Below are 19415 nucleotides of genomic sequence, written 5' to 3' on the forward strand. Positions count from 1 at the left end.
ATCTGCGCGCCCTGCCCGCCATTGGGAGGGCCTGGGACTTTCCCTGAGCCGCGCAGCGGGTGGCACAGCGCTTGCAGGTTCAACCGCAGCCGCAGGCGCCGCGCGTTCCGCAAGGAGGGCCGCGCCAACGGCCAACGATCTGCCAGCGGCCTGTCTGGCTGCGGCAGGTGGCGCCAGGCCCGGGCCTGGTGCGCTCCACCACTTCGCTATCAGGAGACAACATGAGCAAAACCGCCAATCCATCACGGCAGGTGCAGGTGCTGGGCATCGACGCCGGCGGCACCATGACCGATACCTTTTTCGTCGACAGCAAGGGCGAGTTCGTCGTGGGCAAGGCCCAGAGCACGCCGGACAACGAGGCGCGCGGGCTGATCGAGTCCAGCATCGACGCGCTGGGGCTGTGGGGCATGCAGCTGGAGAATGCGCTGCCGCAGTTGCAGACAGGCGTGTACTCGGGCACGGCCATGCTCAACCGCGTGGTGCAGCGCAAGGGGCTGAAGACCGGGCTGATCGTCAATGCGGGGTGTGAGGACTTTCACCGCATGGGCCGCGCCGTGCAGGCCTACCTGGGATTTGCCTATGAGGACAGGCTGCACCTGAACACGCACTACTACGACGAGCCGCTGGTGCCCCGGCGCCTGACGCGCGGCGTGGTCGAGCGCGTGGACATGTTCGGCACGGTGGTGATCCCGCTCGATGAAGACAGCGCCCGCAAGGCCGCCAAGGAGCTGATCGAGCAGGAGGTGCAGGGCATCGTCATCAGCCTGCTGCACTCGTACAAGAACCCCGCGCACGAGCGGCGCGTGCGCGACATCGTGCAGGAGGAGGTGAAGAAAAGCGGCAAGAACATTCCGGTGTTCGCCTCCACCGACTACTACCCGGTGCGCAAGGAGTCGCACCGCACCAACACCACCATCCTGGAGGCGTTCGCGGCCGAGCCTTCGCGCCAGACGCTCAACAAGATCACCACCGCCTTCAAGGACAAGGGCTCGAAGTTCGATTTCCGCGTCATGGCCACGCACGGCGGCACGATTTCCTGGAAGGCCAAGGAGCTGGCGCGCACCATCGTCTCTGGCCCGATCGGCGGCGTGATTGGCGCCAAGTACCTGGGCGAGGTGCTGGGCTACAAGAACATCGCCTGCTCGGACATTGGCGGCACCTCGTTCGACGTGGCGCTGATCACGCAAGGCGAGATGACCATCAAGAACGACCCGGACATGGCGCGCCTGGTGCTGTCGCTGCCGCTGGTGGCCATGGACTCGGTGGGCGCGGGCGCGGGCAGCTTCATCCGCATCGACCCCTACACCAAGGCCATCAAGCTGGGGCCCGATTCGGCCGGCTACCGAGTGGGCGTGTGCTGGGCCGACAGCGGCATCGACACCATCACCGTGTCGGACTGCCACATGGTGCTGGGCTATCTGAACCCGGACAACTTCCTGGGCGGGGCGCTGAAGCTGGACAAGCAGCGCGCCTATGACGCCATCAAGAAGCAGCTGGCCGACCCGCTGGGCCTGAGCGTGGAGGACGCGGCCGCCGGCGTGATCGAGCTGCTCGACGCGGAGCTGCGCGATTACCTGCGCTCGATGATTTCGGGCAAGGGCTACAACCCGGGCAGCTTCGTGTGCTTCTCCTACGGCGGCGCAGGCCCGGTGCACACCTATGGCTACACCGAGGGGCTGGGCTTCGAGGACGTGATCGTGCCGGCCTGGGCGGCTGGCTTCTCGGCCTTTGGCTGCGCGGCGGCCGATTTCGAGTACCGCTACGACAAGAGCCTGGACATCAACCTGGCCACCGACGCCAGCGAGGCCGAACGCATTGCAGCGGCCAAGACCTTGCAGGATGCCTGGGCCGAGCTGACCGAGCGCGTGCTCGAAGAGTTCAAGCTCAACGGCTACACGCCCGATCAGGTCGAGCTCACGCCCGGCTACCGCATGCAGTACCGCGGCCAGCTCAACGACCTGGAGATCGAGTCGCCCATCAAGAAGGCCGCCACCGAGAACGATTGGCTGGCGCTGGAGGAAGCCTTCAACGACACCTATGGCCGCGTGTATTCGGAGTCGGCGCGCTCGCCCGAGCTGGGCTACTCGGTCACCGGCGCCATCATGCGCGGCACCGTGCCCATTCCCAAGCCGCGCATCCCCAAGGAGGAGCTGGGCAGCGAGATTCCCGAGAAGAGCGCCTACCTGGGCACGCGCAAGTTCTATCGCAAGAAGAAGTGGGTGGATGCGCAGCTCTACAAGATGGAATCGCTCAAGCCCGGCAACCGCATCACCGGCCCGGCGGTGATCGAGTCCGACGCCACCACCTTCGTGGTGCCCGATGGCTTCGAGACCTGGCTGGACGGCCACCGCCTGTTCCACCTCAAGGAAGTCTGAACCCGCATCTGGACCGCATTCGACAAGGAGTTTTCACCATGACAAAGATCAAACCCAATGAAGCGATGCGCGGCATCGTGCGCGGCGGCGAAACCCTCAAACAGCACCGCGACCGCATCATGGCCGCCACCCGCAAGACCGGCCATTACGCCGGGCTGGAGCAAATGAGCCTGCGCGACAAGGAGCCCATCCTCTACAACAAGCTGTTCTCGCGCCTGCGCGCTGGCGTGGTCGATGCGCGCGAGACGGCCAAGAAGATTGCGGCTTCGCCCATCGTGGAGCAGGAAGGCGAGCTGTGCTTTACGCTCTACAACGCCGCTGGCGATTCGCTGCTGACCTCCACGGGCATCATCATCCACGTGGGCACCATGGGCGCGGCCATCAAGTACATGATCGAGAACGACTGGGAGTCCAACCCAGGCATCCAGGACAAGGACATCTTCTGCAACAACGATTCGCTGATCGGCAACGTCCACCCCTGCGACATCCACACGATCGTGCCCATCTTCTGGGAGGGCGAGCTGGTGGGTTGGGTTGGCGGTGTGACGCACGTGATCGACACGGGTTCGGTGGGACCCGGCTCGATGTCCACCGGCCAGGTGCAGCGCTTCGGTGACGGCTATTCGATCACCTGCCGCAAGATCGGCGCCAACGACGAGCTGTTCCGCGATTGGCTGCACGAGAGCCAGCGGATGGTGCGCACCACGCGCTACTGGATGCTGGATGAGCGCACCCGCGTGGCCGGCTGCCACATGATCCGCAAGCTGGTCGAGGAAGTGATCGAACAGGAAGGCATCGAGAACTACTGGAAGTTTGCCTACGAGGCGGTCGAGCACGGCCGCATCAGCCTGCAAAACCGCATCAAGGCCATGACGGTGCCCGGCACCTATCGCCAGGTCGGCTTCGTGGACGTGCCCTACAACCACGAGGATGTGCGCGTGCCCTCGGACTTCGCCAAGGTAGACACCATCATGCACTCGCCCTCGGAGATGACCATCCGCGCCGATGGCACTTGGCGGCTGGACTTCGAAGGCTCCAGCCGCTGGGGCTGGCACACCTACAACGCCCATCAGGTCAGCTTCACCTCAGGCATCTGGGTGATGATGACGCAGACGCTGATTCCGTCAGAGATGATCAACGACGGAGCGGCCTACGGCACCGAGTTCCGTCTGCCCAAGGGCACCTGGATGAACCCTGACGACCGGCGCGTGGCGTTTTCGTATGCCTGGCACTTCCTGGTCTCGACCTGGACCTCGCTGTGGCGCGGCCTGTCGCGTTCGTACTTCAGCCGTGGCTACCTGGAAGAAGTCAACGCCGGCAACGCCAACACCTCCAACTGGCTGCAGGGCGGGGGCTTCAACCAGTACAACGAAATCCACGCCGTCAACAGCTTCGAGTGCGCGGCCAACGGCATTGGCGCCTCGGCCTACGCCGATGGCCTGAGCCACGCCGCCGCCATCTGGAACCCGGAAGGCGATATGGGCGACATGGAGATCTGGGAGCTGGCCGAGCCGCTGGTCTATCTGGGCCGCCAGATCAAGGCTTCATCGGGTGGTTCCGGCAAGTACCGCGGCGGCTGCGGCTGGGAGAGCCTGCGCCTGGTCTGGAATGCCAAGGACTGGACGATGTTCTTCATGGGCAATGGCAACATGAGCAGCGACTGGGGCCTGATGGGGGGCTTTCCGGCCGCATCGGGCTACCGTTTCGAGGCGCATGACACCGGCCTCAAGCAAATCATTGCCGATGGCAAGCCCATCCCGCTGGGCGGCGACATCGATCCGGGCGAGCGCAGCTATGAAAAGCTCATCCCCGGCGCCAAGGTCAAGCGCGACAAGCAAGCCATCACCACCGAGGCCATGTTCAAGGACTACGACCTGTACCTGAACACCATGAAAGGCGGCCCAGGCTTTGGCGACCCGCTGGACCGTGACCCGCAGGCGGTGGTGGCCGATCTGGAAGGCGGCTACATCCTGCCGCGCTTTGCCGAGAGCATCTACGGCGTGATCGCCAAGGAAAACGCCGACGGCACCTGGAGCTGCGACGAAAAAGCCACCCAAGCCAAGCGCAAGGACATCCTCAAGCAGCGCCTGGCGCGCGCCGTGCCCACGCGCGAGTGGATGAAAACCGAGCGCGAAAAAATCCTCGCCAAGGATGCAGGCACGCAAGTGCAGCAGATGTATGCCTCGTCCTTCAAGCTCGGCCCGCGCTTTGAGGAGTCGTTCCGCAAGTTCTGGGATCTGCCCAAGGACTGGCAGCTGCGCGAGGAGGACATCGGCATCCCGCACTACGGCTCCACACACCACATGGACATCTCCGAACTGCCGGACGTGCACATCGTGCAATTCGTGGAGGAATAAGCCTCGCCCCATGCGCAAGAGGCCGCTGCTGCCCTATTCGGGGCGGCAGCCCATCCAACCCCATCAATTGGAAAAAGACAGGAGACCAACATGGCATACGAACGCGCCAAAATTGCCGACCTCATCGACGGCACCATCGACCGCGACACCCTGCACCAGATGCAGTCCACCCCCAAAGACCCGGAGCGCTTTGAGACCTACATCTCCATCCTGCAGGAGCGGGTGGAGTGGGACGACAAAATCATCCTGCCGCTGGGCCCCAAGCTCTACGTCGTGCAGGAAAAAGGCAGCAACCGTTGGGTCATCAAATCCGAGGCCGGCCACGTGTTCTGCGACTGGAAGGAGAACTGGAAGCTGCACGCCGTGGTCTACGTGCGCGATACGCAAGACAAACTCGATGAGCTCTACCCCAAGCTCATGTCGCCCACGCAGGGCTGGCAGGTTATCCGCGAGTACTACTGCCCCAAGAGTGGCGCACTGCTGGACGTGGAAGCGCCCACACCGTGGTACCCGGTGATCCACGACTTCGAGCCCGACATCGAAGCCTTCTACTCCGAAACCCTGGGCCTGCCCGTGCCTGAGTGCAGCAACCCTTAAGGCGTGAGCGCAAGCGAGGCAGGCCATGTCCTGCCTCGCCGCTTCTGCATGTGCCCGCTGCCCATGCCGCGCGGCAGCCTCAAGCGGTATAGCGGCAGCTATATTAGAATGGATTAGCACTGGCTATACAGTGCCACAGCCAGCCACAAGCCAGCCATGCACAGCGCCGTTGTGCGCTTGTTTGTCCACCCCTTTCTCAAGAGCTGCCCATGTCTGAACCCCTTGCTCTCCCTGTCTTGCCCCGTGGCCTGCATGGCCTGTTGCAGCGCCTGCGCCGCATGCCCTGGCTGCTGGCTGCCCTGTTGCTGAGCTGCCTGTGCGCCAACAGCGTCGCGCTGGCGCAATCGGCGGCAACGCCAGGCAAGAAGCTCAAGGTCGTCACCACCTTCACCATCATTGCCGACATGGCCCGCAACGTCGCTGGCGATGCGGCCACGGTCGAATCCATCACCAAGCCAGGCGCGGAAATCCACGGTTATCAGCCCACACCGGGCGATCTGGTGCGGGCCCAAGGCGCGCAGCTGATTCTGTGGAACGGGCTGAACCTGGAGTCCTGGTTCGAGCGCTTCTACCAGCGCCTCGATGGCGTGCCCAGCGCCGTCGTCTCCAAGGGCGTGACGCCGATCGACATCGCCCAGGGCCCGTACGCTGGCAAGCCCAACCCGCACGCCTGGATGTCGCCAGCGGCAGCCATGGTCTATGTGGACAACATCCGCGATGCGCTGGTGCAGCACGACCCGGCCCATGCCGCCACTTACACGGCCAATGCCCAAGCCTACAAACAGCGCATCGAGGCGGCCATCGCCCCGATCCGCAGCACGCTGGAGCAGCTGCCTCAAGAACGCCGCTGGCTGGTCAGCAGCGAAGGCGCGTTCAGCTATCTGGCGCGCGATTTCGGTCTGCGCGAGCTGTACCTTTGGCCCATCAACGCCGATCAGCAGGGCACGCCACAGCAGGTGCGCCGCGTCATCGACGCCGTGCGCGAGCACAAGATCCCTGCCATCTTCAGCGAGAGCACCATCTCCCCAGCCCCTGCGCAGCAGGTGGCGCGCGAGGCCGGCATCCACTACGGCGGCGTGCTGTACGTGGATTCGCTGACCGAGGCCGACGGCCCGGTGCCCACTTACCTGGATCTGCTGCGCGTGACCAGTGAAACCATTGCCAAGGGCCTGACGCCGTGAGCGCGCAACGCCAGCCCATGCCTGCCGCCGAGACTGCAACCGTTGCAACCGTTGTAGCGGCTGCGCCGGCCGCCGCTGCCGCGCCTGGTAGCGGCATTGCCGTGCATGGGCTGCGCATCACCTACCGCAACGGCACCACAGCACTGCACGATGCCAGCTTCGAGACCCCCACCGGCAGCATCACCGCGCTGGTGGGCGTCAACGGCAGCGGCAAATCCACGCTGTTCAAGGCCATCATGGGCTTTCTGCGCCCGGCGCAAGGCCAGGTGCGGGTGCTGGGCATGCCGGTGCAGCAGGCGCTGCGCCGCAACCTCATTGCCTACGTGCCGCAAAGCGAGGAGCTGGATTGGAACTTCCCGGTACTGGTCGAGGACGTGGTCATGATGGGCCGCTACGGCCACATGGGCTTTTTGCGCCGCCCCAGCTCCGCCGACCGCGCCGCAGTGCATGAGGCACTTGCGCGCGTGGATCTGTTGGCACAGCGCAAGCGTCAGATCGGCGAGCTCTCCGGCGGGCAAAAAAAGCGCGTCTTCCTGGCTAGGGCACTGGCCCAACAGGCGCGCGTCATCCTGCTGGACGAGCCCTTCACCGGCGTGGATGTCAAAACCGAAGAGGCCATCATTGCGCTGCTGCGCACGCTGCAGCGCGAGGGCCGGGTGATGCTGGTGTCCACGCACAACCTGGGCAGCGTGCCCGAGTTCTGCGACCGCACCGTGCTCGTCAAAGGCACGGTGCTGGCCTCAGGCCCCACGGCCGAGGTTTTCACCCATGACAACCTGGCGCGCGCCTTTGGCGGCTTGTTGCGCCATTTCGATCTGCCGCAGGCGCACGGCAGCGGCAAAGGCGCCGTGGTCGGCATCATGACCGATGACGAGCGCCCGCTGGTGCTGCTCGACGGCCGCTCCAGCGTGCGCGGCAGGCCCCAGCCCGGCGGCGAAAGCCAGGCCAAGGCCCAGGAGCCGCAGCCATGAGCGACGCTGCCGGTCTGCTGCCACTGCTGCTCGAGCCCTTTGGCTACGCCTATATGCGAAACGCCATGCTGGTCACGACGCTGATCGGTGCGGTCTGCGCCTTTTTGTCCTGCTTTCTGATGCTCAAGGGCTGGTCGCTGATCGGCGACGCGCTTTCGCACGCCATCGTGCCCGGCGTGGCCGGCGCCTATCTGCTGGGCCTGCCTTTTTCACTGGGGGCGTTCTTTTCCGGCGCGCTGGCCGCTGGCGCCATGGTGCTGCTGCGCCAGCGCACAGCCCTCAAGGAGGACGTGGTCATCGGCCTGGTCTTCACACTGTTCTTCGGCCTGGGGCTGTTCATGATCTCGCTCTGGCCCAGCCGCGTGGATCTGCAAAGCATTGCGCTGGGCAATGTGCTGGCCATCACCTGGGGCGATACCGTGCAGATTCTGCTCATCGGCTGCGTCACGCTGCTGGTGCTGCTGCTCAAGTGGAAGGACTGGATGCTGCTGTTCTTCGACGAGGGCCATGCGCGCAGCGTGGGCCTGCGCCCGGGGCCGCTCAAGCTGCTGTTCTTCGCGCTGCTGGCCGCCAGCAGTGTGGCCGCCATGCAGGCCGTAGGGGCGCTGCTGGTGATCGCGCTGATCGTCACCCCCGGCGCCACGGCCTACCTGCTCAGCGACCGCTTCGGCCGCGTCATCGCCATCGCCGTGGCGCTGGGCGCTGGCAGCAGCCTGGCCGGGGCCTATGCCAGCTACTTCCTCGACGGCGCTACCGGCGCCGTCATCGTGCTGCTGCAAACGAGCCTGTTCTTGCTCGCCTTCGTCTTTGCGCCCAAGCACAGCCTGCTGGCCGCCCGGCAACGCAGGCAGCATCCGCCGCCCAATGCGCTACAAGGGGGGCAGCCATGACTTTGGAGCAGTTACTGCAGCCGCTGCAGTTCGACTTCATGCGCCAGGCACTGCTGATTGCGACCATCGTCGCCGTGCCCACGGCGCTGCTGTCCTGTCTGCTGGTCGTCAAGGGCTGGGCGCTGCTGGGCGATGCCATTGCCCATGCCGTGTTTCCAGGCGTGGTCTTGGCCTACCTGCTGGGCCTGCCGCTGGCCGCCGGCGCTTTTGCCGCCGGGCTGTTCTGCGCCGCCGCCACGGGCTACGTACACCGCAACAGCCGCATCAAGCAGGACACGGTCATGGGTGTGGTGTTCTCCGGCCTGTTCGCGCTGGGGCTGCTGCTGCACGGCTGGGTGCGCAGCAACGTGCACCTGGAGCACATCCTGTTTGGCGACCCGCTGGGCGTACTGCCTGCCGACCTGTGGCAGGCGGCCGCTATTGCCCTGGGCATCAGCGCTTGGATGGCACTGAAATGGCGCGACCTGCTGCTGCATGCCTTCGATCCAGTTCAGGCGCACACCATGGGTCTGCGTTGCACGCTGCTGCACTACAGCCTGCTGATGGCCGTCTCGCTGGCGGTGGTGGCCAGCCTCAAAGCCGTGGGGCTGGTGCTGGCCATTGCGCTGCTGATCGCGCCAGGCGCCACTGCCTTGCTGTTGGTGCGCACCTTTGGCCGCATGTTGCTGCTGGCCTGCGTCATCGCCGTTACGGCCGCGCTGCTGGGCGTGTACCTGAGCTTCTTGCTCGACAGCGCCCCTGCGCCTACCATCGTGCTTTTGCTGGGAATCTTCTTCCTCATTGCGCTGGGCTTTTCAGCCTGGCGGGGTGGGCGCAAGCAGCGAGCCTGAGAGCCTGTCCATGCATGCACGCAGGCTTCCAAGAGACCTCAAGCCCTGCGCGCATCTCCCATACCTCTCTGCCACACCCAGACACGAGTGCCGCCGCCCTTGTGCCTCATGCCATGACACCAGACCTGATCGTCTACAAAACCATGCCTGAATGGACACACAGCACCATTCCCACGGGCTTCATGCGCAACCACAACACCAAGGAGGGCACCTGGGCGCAGCTGCAAGTGCTGCAAGGCTCACTGGACTTTGCCCTGACCAGCGCCAGCGGCGAGGAGCTGCAGAGCTTCACATTCACGCCACAACAGCAGCCGCCGCTGATTGCGCCACAGCAATGGCACCGCATCGTCGCAGCCAGCGCCGATGTGCGCTGCCAACTGCGCTTTCTCTGCACGCGCGAGGACTATTTCGCCAAGAAGCACCGGCTCACCCGCACCCATTCGGAGCTGATCGAAGCCTTTGGGCAGCTGCAATTGCCCGCGCAGGCGCGCGCCCTGGATGTGGGCTGCGGCCGGGGGCGCAACAGCCTGTACCTGGCCTTACAAGGCCTGCAGGTGCAGGCGCTGGACCACGACGCCGAGGCGCTGCAGCAACTGGCCGCGCTGGCCCGCGAAGAAGGCCTGCAGGCTCAATTGCAATGGCAACATATCGATCTGAACCAGGCCGCCAGCCAATCGCTGATCGACCGCGCTGGCCAGTACGACCTCGTGCTCTGCACCGTGGTGCTGATGTTCCTGCAGCCACAGGCCGTGCCTGCGCTACTGGCTCAGATGCAGGCTGCCACGGCCCCAGGGGGTTACCACCTCATCGTCTGCGCCATGGACAGCGCCGACTATCCCTGCACACAGCCATTTCCCTTCACCTTTCGCGCTGGTGAGCTGCGCGCCCACTACGCCGGCTGGCAGCTGCTCAAGTACAACGAAGACTTGGGTCATCTGCACAAGACCGATGCCAACGGCCAGCCCATTGCCATGCGCTTTGCTACCCTGCTGGCGCGCAAGCCGAACGACCCGCCCACAGCAGGAGCCGCTGAACACAAACATGATGCTTGAGAGCGTTTAGGGCCTGTTCAAACTCTCTGCTGAGTCACCCAGAAGCTTTGGGAGCAACCTGCAGCCTTGCAAAGGCCCACCGGCCATCAAGTCCGGCGGGCCTTTGCAACTTTTTGTATTCCGCCCAAGCCGCCGCAAGTCGCCCCGCCGAGATTGTGTATAAGTTCTTAGCAACGCTGGACACGGCCCTGCCATCACAACAAGGTCGGAACTTTGCTCAATCTACCGAATCAACCGCCGTCCCAGAGCTGCTCTCTGACAGGCTTTATTACAAACACTGCGACTGCGTTGCCCCAACGCGCACTCTCTCCCCCACCATGCCCCCTGATCCCACACGATATTCCCGCCCCGCCATATGGCTGCACTGGTTGATGGCAGTGTCCATCATTGCTGTATTTGGCCTTGGGCTGTACATGGTCCAACTGCCCTTCTCGCCACAGAAGCTCAAACTCATCAATTGGCACAAATGGGCCGGCATAGTGATTCTTTTGCTGGCGGCCTTGCGCTTGCTGGTGCGCTTGCTGCGACGCCCTCCAGCGTTGCCGCCCGCCATGCTGCGCCACATGCCTGGCTGGCAGCAGTTCGCCCACCATGCTGTGCACCACTCCCTTTATGTGCTGTTTTTTGCCGTGCCCTTGCTGGGCTGGGCCTATAGCTCTGCGGCGGGCTTTCCCATCGTGTTGTTCGGCCAACTGCCGCTGCCCGACTGGATTGCAGCAGACCCGCAGTTGGCGCAGCGCATCAAGCCATGGCATCAATGGTCGGCGTTTGCACTGATCGGCCTGGCCAGCCTTCACATCCTGGCAGCCCTCAAGCACCAATTCATTGACCGAGATGGCCTGCTAAGGCGCATGTGGCCGGGCAAAGCCTCTTCCTGAAAATGGCCGTGTGGCGCAGGTCACTGCAGCCTGCCGCAAGACACGACATTTCCAATACAACGTCTTTTCCACAGGAGTTCACCATATGACCAAAACCCTTGCACTGGCCGCCGTGGCACTGGGCTGCAGCCTCGCGCCTGCCGCCTGGGCGCAGCAAAGCCTGCTGGCCCAACACAGCCGCATCGAATTCACTTTCGAGCAATTGGGAGTGCCCGTGACCGGGCATTTCAAAGCCTTTGAAGGCGACATCGCACTCAAGCTCGACGACTTGCCCGCAAGCCGCCTGCGCCTTGATGTGGACACCGGCAGCGCCACGCTGGGCAATGCCCAAACCGATGAAGAGATGCGCAAGCCCGCCTGGTTCAACACCGCCGCATTCCCCAAAGCCAGCTTCGTACTCAATCAACTGCAGTCGACCGGAAAGAACGAATACCAAGCCAATGGCACGCTGACCATCAAAAACGTCAGCCACCCTGTGCAAGTGCCAGTGCGCCTGGAGGCAGCCAACGGCCATTCCGTGGCCCGGGGCAACTTCACCATCGAGCGTCTGCCCTATCAAGTCGGCTCAGGGGAATGGAGCGACACCTCCCTAGTCGCCAATCCCGTTCGCGTGCAATTTCAGCTGGCCATCCAAGGCCTGGCCTCTGCCCAATAAGCATCAAGCCTGCAGCCGCAGGCGGCCTATGCACATACGGGCAAGTGTTGGCATCGCCCCTTGGCGAAGTGGCGTTCTGAGGCAAAGCCCAGTTGCTGCGTTTTGCCTGAAAACACCACGGCAGCACCGATTACCAGCAGCCCCTACATTACTGTTTTTTTACCCCCAACAGAGGAGATTCCTATGCGTTTCATCACACTTGCAGCAGCCAGTGCTGCGGCCATGCTGTCCGTGACAGCGCCGGCTCAGGCTGCCAGCTACACCATCGACCCCAGCCACACCTTCGTGACTTTTGAGATCGACCACAACGGCACCTCCACCAATCGCGGTCGCTTCGACAAAGTGCAAGGCAGCATCGAATTTGATCGCGACGCCAAGACCGGCCAGGCCGACATCAGCGTCGACATGAGCTCCATCAGCACAGGCACTCCTGGCTTTGACAAGCACCTGCAATCGGCCGACATTTTCAACGCCGAGAAATTCGCCACAGCGCGTTTCGTCAGTGAACGCTTCGTCTTCGAAGACGGGAAAATCGACGAAATCCATGGTCAGCTCACCCTGCTGGGCCAGACGCATCCCGTGACCATCGAGGCGGAAAAATTCAACTGCTATGCCAACCGCATGCTGCAAGGCCGCGAAACCTGCGGCGGAGACTTTGAGCTGACCATCGACCGCTCCCGCTGGGGCATGGATTACGCCATCCAACACGGCGCCGCCAAGGAAGTGAAGATCGTCATTCAGATCGAGGCCGCCAAAGCGCAATAACGCCCCCTTGCGGCGTTCTTATCTAGAGACTGTCCTCAAATTCGCCGCAAATGCGTTCACCCCTGGCGGGATGTGCGACGCGAGAATTTTGAGGACAGGCGCTTAAAAGCAGCCGCGCCCAATCGCGCAGCTGCTTTTTTATCTATAGCCCTTGACATGGGCTCTGCGCATCAAGCTGCGAGCGGGGCAGATGCAGGCATGCTCAGGGCCGCCCGCCAAGCCTGTGTGTGCAGGCCATACAACGCCAGCACATGGCTATCGATGCGCTCTCTTTGGCAACGGATGCCCAGCACCGTTCGAGCAAACAAACGGGCCTTTTGTTGATCGACACGCGCCACACGCACACCCACGACACGCAAAGCCAACTCCAAAGCCTCATTGGCTCTGGCTTCACCCGACAGGGTCACATGCATTTTGCTGAAAGCCATGGCAGGCCAGTTTTGTCGCAACCAGCCCAGCAAGTGATCAGCCCCGCGCACTTGGCCACTCACCGCTTTGGGATGTTGCTCGGCTTGGTCAGGCAAATGCTGTACGGCGCAACAGTCCAGGCCTGCATCGGCCGCATCAATTCCCAGGTACAACATGACAGCGCATCCTTTCACCGGAGCCTGCCAGCAATCTCTGCATAGGCTCTCGGACTGACTCTGGATGCCTGCATCACACTGTGTGCAAGCATCCCACTTCCTGATACGCCAGAGCCGCAACCATCGCCCCCTGCAACAAGATCTGCAAACCAATGCAGTCCTTCGCTGACGCGCCCAACCACGGCACCGGCACCCTGTCCCTGCAGGCTGCGTACGTCACAACCTGCGGAGCCACGGAGTGTGGCGAGGCCGTAGTTTGCATTTTTTTTAAATTATTTTGCGATTAATTGACATTCCACTAGGGCTTTCATCTGATGAACGCATCTATACAGTAGGAGTTGTTTGAGAACAGCCTGCGTCGCCCATCAAGCCTCGCCAGGCCCGTCGCCTGCTGTGTTCTACACCTCTATCAGGCCACCCCAAGCCGCTTTGTTGTGTGTACTCGCACCGCGAACTTGAACAGGTCTTAGAGCGTTTTGCCCCTGCCCATGACGGGCCCGCCCAGTGGTACCACGCGCGTGGCGCCTGGTGCGCCACCATCGCTGAAGTGGGTGTTCAGATCCACCTCCAGCGCGCCCAGAAGACTGTCCTGGTTTCCTGATGCGTTGAGCCCAGTTGCAGCCGCCGCTTGCGGCAAAGCCTTGGGCGGCAGGGGGGAGTGCACCGTCAGCAGATCTTCTGGCGGCTGGTATTGCGTCAAGGCAATGCGGGTGGCGCGCAGCATCAGGCCTTCATGATCGATGGGCACCAAAAGGCCCGCATCAAAATATGCAGCCAGTGTGCAAAGCTTCAGCAGACAGCTTCGGCCATCGGCTGCCAGGAGTACATGCAGATGCCTTTGCTTGCTGTGCCAGACGTATTGCATACGCACGGCCACAGGGTCTGTATCCGGCGTGCGCTGTGTCATCAGTTCGAAGTATTCACCCACTGTGCGCGTGCGCGCCCATTCGAGCACTTCTGGACTCAATGCTCGCCGCTGCGCCGGCTCCTCCAGCACGATCAGGCCAGCCAACTCCACGCCCAGCATCAACTCGACGTTCTCGCGGCTGAGGGGGATGTCGTCCACCTCGTCATGGCCAATGAAATTCTCCAGATTTTCCAGACGTGCCGATACCTGCTTGAGCTGATCGGCAGGGATGGCCTTGGAGCGGGCAAGAAAGGCCTCTTGAACCCAAGCATTGATTTGCTGAATCATGGCCTGCTGCGCCATATCCACTACCCCCACCAAGGTCAAGCCATGGCGCAGTCGCTGCAGCAACGCCGGCAGAGCCTGTGCCACGCGCCGGCGCTCGGTTCTGCTGGATTTGGCACTGCAGGCCCACATCAGCAAGGCTGCCGCGCGCTTGAAGCGCAGGGTTTCCTGACCTTTGACGCCTTCGCGCACGGCGCAAACAGCCAGCACCTCGGCCCAGGTCTTGAAGAGAAAGCTGCGCACTTCCTCTCGGATGGGCAGGTCCTGCAGCATCTTGCGCAGCTCAATGGTGAACTTGACCAGCAGCGTTTCCTTCTCCTCCACCTGCTGCGCCACGGACATGGCCTTGCCAGCCAGTTGGTTCTCGGAGAGGAATTTCTGCAGAAAGCGCTCGAACTCGGTCAAAGCCAGCTGAAACACTTTCACGCCCATGTCCGGGTACTGCTCAATGGTCTGCACGATGCGGCGCAGCTCCTGTTCCAACGCACTGCCCTGAAAGTTAGCGCCGTCAAACCCCATGGCCGCACTGCCCATGCGGTCGATGAGCCGCCGCACGGTGTGGTCCATGTCGGTAAAAAAGCTCGGATCGGCCAGCGCGATGCGCAACACCGGCACTTGCAAGCGGGCAAACAGTACGCGCACGGCCGATGGCACGCGATCTTCGGACAGCACACTCTGGAACATCAAGGCCACCAGCTCGATGGTGGCTTTCTCGTTGGGCTGCTCAGCCCCTTCCTTGATGACCTGAGACTGCTGCAGCGCCAACTGTGCCACTTGGGCGCTGGCCTCAGGCGAGGACTGCTGGAATGCAGTCTGTGCTTGCACGTCCTTGAGCTGCTCGACGACCTGGGCCTGCTGCACCTGCATAACTTGCATCAGCCGGGGCGTCAACACGGTCGGTTGGGTCTCCGGCACATCGCCATTGGCCGTCACGCCAGGTGAAGCCTGCACCGCATCCCCAACGACGTAGGCCATGCGCGTGAGCACATCGTGCTGCAAAGCCTGCACTTGCTGCAGTGCCGGTTGGCCAAAGCGCGCCTGCGGCGCTTGCAACATCGGCCCCGCAGGCAGCGGAGCGCCGGGCACGAGGATCTGCGGCGCCAAGAACTCCGCCGTTGGCGCTGCCTCGCCAGCAACCACGGCCGAGCCAGCAGCTAAGGCTTGGCCGCCCGCCACAACCTGGGTCACGATACCGCCTGCGCCCATCCCTGGCGCATACGCCATAGCCCCTGAAGGCACCATGTGCGGCGAGGCTGGTGCACTGACCATGACAGCGCCCGGCGCCATGGGCATGACCACTGGCGTCGGAGTGGCTGCGAGTTGGGGGGCAACAGGCTCCTGACCTCTGAGTGCGGCCGAATCCCGCAAGGGGGCAGGAGCAGAGGTTGGCTTTGGGCTGATGCCTCTCTCTTCCAGAAATGCATTACTCGCTTGATAGGCTTTCAGCAGCAGATCTGCCCATTCCTTTGTGATGCCCTCCATGACCCAGGTGAAGCAGGCCTGGGGCAGGCCAGCACGGCGCCAAGCATCAACCAGGTTCTCGGCCACCTGTGTTGGCTGCACCGGGTCGTTGGGATCCAGGCGCTGGTACTCCAGCTGCAGCAGGCGCTTGCGCAATTCAGTAAAGCCTGGATCCACCTTTTCGGCCACCTGCATGCTCATGCGCGAAGAGGCAATCAAGCCTTCGATGGCGTCGTCGCTGATGAGCTGCAAATCATCAATGTCGGCCAGGCCTTCCAGTGAGCGGCGCTTTTTCACTGGTATGGGATCAGCAAAGGCCGTGCGCCAGATGTCCAACAAGCCCTGCGCCCAGCTGCGCCGCTGCAGCACATAGTCCTGATACCAGGTCTGAATGGGCACGGAGGGCGCGTTCAGATCGCGGAAATCGCTGTCGCTGAAGGCTTCGAAGCGCTGCACCACCAGCCGGTCCAGCTCAGGAATGCTGGTGCACAGGCTTTGCAGGAAGTGCTGCCTGGCCATTTTGGCCAGGGTTTCGGAGTCGTTCGGATTGGGGGTATCCATGCCACGATCCCTCAGGAAGTTCAAAGACAGCTGCGACTGCCCTGTACATGCAATCCCGCCCCACTCACTGCCGCCACTAAAAAGCCAAAAATCTTGGACAAATCCCTGGCGGGGCAAGACGGGTGGTGGCGACTTTACACCACGGCGCCGGCATTGGGGTCGTTGGGATTGGCGCTACTCTTGCCCGGCTTGATCAAATCTTCACGCTTGACGCCCATCCACAGCACCAAGCCAGAGCCAACGAAGATCGACGAGTACACGCCAAACACGATGCCAATGGTCAGGGCCAGCGCAAAGTAATGCAGACTGGGGCCGCCAAAGAACAGCATGCACAGCACCATGGCCTCAGTAGAGGCGTGGGTGATGACCGTGCGGCTCATGGTGCTGGTGATGGCGTGGTCCAGCACCTGCTGTGTCGTCATCTTGCGATGTTTGCGGAACATCTCTCGCACCCGGTCGAAGATCACCACCACCTCGTTGACGGAATAGCCAAAGACGGCCAGCACGCCCGCCAACACAGCCAGCGAGAACTCCCACTGGAAAAACGAGAAGAAGCCCAGGATGATCACCACGTCATGCAGGTTGGCAATGATGGCAGCCAGGCCGAACTTCCACTCAAAGCGCAGCGCCAGGTAAATGGTGATGCCCAGCGCCACGAACAGCAGCGCCAGCAGGCCCTTTTCGGTGAGCTCGTCGCCGATTTGTGGGCCAACGAATTCGTTGCGCAGCAATTGCACGCCTGGTTCGGTCTTTTGCAGCTCCGCCAGCACTTGCGCGCTTTGCTGATCGGCGCTGGCGCCAGGCAGCACCGGCAGGCGAATCAACACATCGCGCGCCGTGCCAATGTTCTGCACCTGCACATCGCTGTAGCCCATGCCGCCCACGCGGGAGCGCACCTGCTCCAGGTCGGCCGCCTGCGGATATTGCACCTGCATTACGGTACCGCCGGTGAACTCGACGGACAGGTTCAAGCCCTTGGTGAACAGGAAAAACACCGAAAGCACGAACAGCACGATGGACACGACGTTGAACACCAACACGTGCCGCATGAAGGGGATGTCCCGTTTGATCTTGAAGAATTCCATGCTGCGCTCTCCCTCAGACGCGCTGTTCAGGTTGCTTGGGGGCCGACGACGCCAGCGCCACCGCGCCTGCACTAGCGGCAGGCACTGCAGAGGCATCCGCCTCGGGTCGCCAGACCTGGCCGATAGAGATGGACTTCAGGCGCTTGCGCCGGCCATACCAGAGGTTGACCAGACCGCGCGAGAAGAACACCGCCGAGAACATGCTGGTGAGCACGCCGATGCAGTGCACCACGGCAAAGCCGCGCACTGGGCCATGGCCGAAGGCCAGCAACGCAAAGCCCGCAATCAGCGTGGTGACGTTGGAGTCCAAAATCGTCGCCCAGGCGCGCTCATAGCCGGCATGGATGGCCGCCTGCGGCGAGGCGCCGGCGCGCAGCTCCTCACGGATACGCTCATTGATCAGCACATTCGAATCAATCGCCACGCCCAGTGCCAGGGCCATCGCGGCAATGCCCGGCAGCGTCAAGGTGGCTTGCAGCATGGACAGCACGGCCAGCAGCAACAGGATGTTGACCGCCAGAGACAATGACGAGAACACGCCAAACATCATGTAGTAGGCACACATGAAGGCCACGATCAGCAGCATGCCCCACAGCACGCTTTTCTGGCCGCGCTCGATGTTCTCCTGCCCCAGGCTGGGGCCGATGGTGTATTCCTCGATGATCTCCATTGGCGCCGCCAACGCACCCGAACGCAGCAGCACGGCCACCTCGTTGGCCTCGCGTGTGGTCATGGAGCCGGAGATCTGCACGCGCCCGCCTGCGATTTCCTGGCGGATCACCGGCGCGGTCACGACCGTGCCCCGGCCGCGCTCGAACAGGATGATGGCCATGCGCTTGCCCACGTTCTCGCGCGAGACATCGCGGAAGATGCGCGCTCCCGGCCCGTCGAACTCCAGATTGACCACTGGCATATTGCCGCGCTGGGTGTCAAAGCCCGGCTGGGCATCGATGAGGTTCTCGCCGGTGAGCACGACCTGGCGCTGCACGATGACGCGCTGACCCTGGGCATCGTTGAAAACCTCAGAGCCAAACGGCACCGGCCCAGAGCCGCTTTCGGCCGCGCGGCCTTCGGTGGACTCGTCCACCATGCGCACCTGCAGCGTGGCCGTGCGGCCAATCATGCGCTTGGCCTGGGCCACGTCCTGCACGCCCGGCAGCTGCACCACGATGCGGCTGCTGCCTTCCTGCTGAATCACCGGTTCGGCCACGCCCAGCTCGTTGACGCGGTTGTGCAGCGTGGTGATGTTCTGCTTGAGGGCCTGCTCCTGGATGTGCTTGACGGCCTCGGGTGCGAACACCAGGCGCAGCTTGGTATCGCTGGAGGCCACGGCATCGGGCATCAGATCACGGAAATGGTCGGCCACGATATTGCGGATCAACTCGCCATCCTGCGGATTGCGCAGCGTGATGTCGATGGCCTGGCCATCGCGACGCAGGCCGCCATGGCGGATGTTGCGCTCACGCAAGGCCGTGCGCAGACCGCTGAGCAAGGCCTCGCTGCGCTGCACCAGCGCCCCGTCCATGTCCACCTGCAGCGTGAAGTGCACCCCGCCGCGCAAATCCAGGCCCAAGTACATCGGCTTGGCATTGATCGCCTGCAGCCAGGCCGGCGTGCGCGAGAGCAGGTTCAACGCCACCGAATAGGCCGGCTGGTTCTCATCGGGCACCAGGGCCGCGGCAATGGCATCGCGCGCCGGCACTTGCGCATCCTGCGTATGCAGGCGCACGCGCAGCGATTGGGCGTCGCGCTCCATGCTCTTGGGCTCAATCTGGTGCTTTTGCAGCACGTTGAGCACGCGCGCCTGCAGCGCATCGTCAACGGGCATGTCATCACGCAACGAAGCGACCTGGACGGCGTAGTCCTCACCAAAAATGTTGGGCAGTGTGTAGAGCAGCCCAACGACCAACGCAATCGCCATGATTGCGTATTTCCATAAGGGATAGCGGTTCATGATCGTCCTATATCCAAGTCACAGACG

The 19415-nt window shown here is 63.0% G+C and carries 15 protein-coding genes; 11 read left to right on the forward strand and 4 right to left on the reverse strand.

Going from position 1 to position 19415, the window contains the following annotated elements; genetic code table 11:
* Window positions 1-221: 221 nt before the first annotated feature.
* The 11 genes from CK620_RS08775 (at window position 222) to CK620_RS08825 (ending at window position 12551) form a co-directional block, all read left to right on the forward strand.
* Window positions 222-2375 (forward strand): hydantoinase/oxoprolinase family protein, encoded by a 2154-nt coding sequence (locus CK620_RS08775; RefSeq protein ID WP_095549995.1) that lies wholly within the window; start codon window positions 222-224, stop codon window positions 2373-2375.
* A gap of 38 nt (window positions 2376-2413) precedes the next feature.
* Window positions 2414-4732, forward strand: a complete 2319-nt coding sequence (locus CK620_RS08780) for a hydantoinase B/oxoprolinase family protein (protein ID WP_095542911.1) — start codon at window positions 2414-2416, stop codon at window positions 4730-4732.
* Between the two features lie 90 nt (window positions 4733-4822).
* The gene (locus CK620_RS08785) at window positions 4823-5329 is read left to right on the forward strand and encodes an acetone carboxylase subunit gamma (RefSeq protein WP_095549996.1); all 507 of its coding nucleotides are present in this window, start codon (window positions 4823-4825) and stop codon (window positions 5327-5329) included.
* A gap of 209 nt (window positions 5330-5538) precedes the next feature.
* A complete protein-coding gene (locus tag CK620_RS08790) occupies window positions 5539-6510 on the forward strand; it encodes a metal ABC transporter substrate-binding protein (protein WP_179290609.1) in 972 nt (323 codons plus the stop codon).
* A complete protein-coding gene (locus CK620_RS08795; RefSeq protein ID WP_238946077.1) occupies window positions 6507-7481 on the forward strand; it encodes a manganese/iron ABC transporter ATP-binding protein in 975 nt (324 codons plus the stop codon). The genes CK620_RS08790 and CK620_RS08795 overlap by 4 nt, the downstream gene beginning before the upstream one ends.
* A complete protein-coding gene (locus tag CK620_RS08800; protein ID WP_275250706.1) occupies window positions 7478-8371 on the forward strand; it encodes a metal ABC transporter permease in 894 nt (297 codons plus the stop codon). The genes CK620_RS08795 and CK620_RS08800 overlap by 4 nt, the downstream gene beginning before the upstream one ends.
* A complete protein-coding gene (locus tag CK620_RS08805) occupies window positions 8368-9201 on the forward strand; it encodes a metal ABC transporter permease (RefSeq protein ID WP_095549997.1) in 834 nt (277 codons plus the stop codon). The genes CK620_RS08800 and CK620_RS08805 overlap by 4 nt, the downstream gene beginning before the upstream one ends.
* A gap of 113 nt (window positions 9202-9314) precedes the next feature.
* On the forward strand, window positions 9315-10253 hold the full coding sequence (tehB, locus tag CK620_RS08810; protein WP_095549998.1) for an SAM-dependent methyltransferase TehB: 939 nt from the start codon (window positions 9315-9317) through the stop codon (window positions 10251-10253).
* 317 nt (window positions 10254-10570) lie between these two features.
* Window positions 10571-11131: a cytochrome b gene (locus CK620_RS08815; RefSeq protein WP_095549999.1), complete on the forward strand. Its 561-nt coding sequence runs from the start codon at window positions 10571-10573 to the stop codon at window positions 11129-11131.
* Between the two features lie 85 nt (window positions 11132-11216).
* Window positions 11217-11786, forward strand: coding sequence for a YceI family protein (locus tag CK620_RS08820; RefSeq protein ID WP_095550000.1), 570 nt, complete (start codon window positions 11217-11219; stop codon window positions 11784-11786).
* Between the two features lie 183 nt (window positions 11787-11969).
* Window positions 11970-12551, forward strand: coding sequence for a YceI family protein (locus CK620_RS08825; protein WP_095542917.1), 582 nt, complete (start codon window positions 11970-11972; stop codon window positions 12549-12551).
* A gap of 170 nt (window positions 12552-12721) precedes the next feature.
* Here the strand turns inward: CK620_RS08825 and CK620_RS08830 are convergent, their stop codons facing one another.
* From CK620_RS08830 to secD, 4 genes are all read right to left on the reverse strand, one after another.
* On the reverse strand, window positions 12722-13135 hold the full coding sequence (locus tag CK620_RS08830; RefSeq protein WP_095542918.1) for a hypothetical protein: 414 nt from the start codon (window positions 13133-13135) through the stop codon (window positions 12722-12724).
* A 466-nt stretch (window positions 13136-13601) separates the two neighbouring features.
* Window positions 13602-16349 (reverse strand): DUF1631 family protein, encoded by a 2748-nt coding sequence (locus CK620_RS08840; RefSeq protein WP_095550001.1) that lies wholly within the window; start codon window positions 16347-16349, stop codon window positions 13602-13604.
* Window positions 16350-16483: 134 nt separating this feature from the next.
* Complete coding sequence (secF, locus tag CK620_RS08845) at window positions 16484-17434, reverse strand: protein translocase subunit SecF (protein WP_095550002.1); 951 nt, start codon at window positions 17432-17434, stop codon at window positions 16484-16486.
* Between the two features lie 13 nt (window positions 17435-17447).
* A complete protein-coding gene (gene secD / locus CK620_RS08850) occupies window positions 17448-19388 on the reverse strand; it encodes a protein translocase subunit SecD (RefSeq protein WP_095550003.1) in 1941 nt (646 codons plus the stop codon).
* Between the last annotated feature and the right edge of the window lie 27 nt (window positions 19389-19415).

Origin of the sequence: Vandammella animalimorsus, from assembly GCF_002285285.1 — a bacterium.
Lineage (GTDB): Bacteria > Pseudomonadota > Gammaproteobacteria > Burkholderiales > Burkholderiaceae_C > Lampropedia > Lampropedia animalimorsus.

What these genes read in the sequence shown, in the direction of transcription:
- CK620_RS08775 (WP_095549995.1), top strand. Translation starts at nt 222, where the DNA reads ATGAGCAAAACCGCCAATCCATCACGGCAGGTGCAGGTGCTGGGCATC.
- CK620_RS08780 (WP_095542911.1), top strand. Translation starts at nt 2,414, where the DNA reads ATGACAAAGATCAAACCCAATGAAGCGATGCGCGGCATCGTGCGCGGC.
- CK620_RS08785 (WP_095549996.1), top strand. Translation starts at nt 4,823, where the DNA reads ATGGCATACGAACGCGCCAAAATTGCCGACCTCATCGACGGCACCATC.
- CK620_RS08790 (WP_179290609.1), top strand. Translation starts at nt 5,539, where the DNA reads ATGTCTGAACCCCTTGCTCTCCCTGTCTTGCCCCGTGGCCTGCATGGC.
- CK620_RS08800 (WP_275250706.1), top strand. Translation starts at nt 7,478, where the DNA reads ATGAGCGACGCTGCCGGTCTGCTGCCACTGCTGCTCGAGCCCTTTGGC.
- CK620_RS08805 (WP_095549997.1), top strand. Translation starts at nt 8,368, where the DNA reads ATGACTTTGGAGCAGTTACTGCAGCCGCTGCAGTTCGACTTCATGCGC.
- tehB (WP_095549998.1), top strand. Translation starts at nt 9,315, where the DNA reads ATGACACCAGACCTGATCGTCTACAAAACCATGCCTGAATGGACACAC.
- CK620_RS08815 (WP_095549999.1), top strand. Translation starts at nt 10,571, where the DNA reads ATGCCCCCTGATCCCACACGATATTCCCGCCCCGCCATATGGCTGCAC.
- CK620_RS08820 (WP_095550000.1), top strand. Translation starts at nt 11,217, where the DNA reads ATGACCAAAACCCTTGCACTGGCCGCCGTGGCACTGGGCTGCAGCCTC.
- CK620_RS08825 (WP_095542917.1), top strand. Translation starts at nt 11,970, where the DNA reads ATGCGTTTCATCACACTTGCAGCAGCCAGTGCTGCGGCCATGCTGTCC.
- CK620_RS08830 (WP_095542918.1), bottom strand. Translation starts at nt 13,135, where the DNA reads ATGTTGTACCTGGGAATTGATGCGGCCGATGCAGGCCTGGACTGTTGC.
- CK620_RS08840 (WP_095550001.1), bottom strand. Translation starts at nt 16,349, where the DNA reads ATGGATACCCCCAATCCGAACGACTCCGAAACCCTGGCCAAAATGGCC.
- secF (WP_095550002.1), bottom strand. Translation starts at nt 17,434, where the DNA reads ATGGAATTCTTCAAGATCAAACGGGACATCCCCTTCATGCGGCACGTG.
- secD (WP_095550003.1), bottom strand. Translation starts at nt 19,388, where the DNA reads ATGAACCGCTATCCCTTATGGAAATACGCAATCATGGCGATTGCGTTG.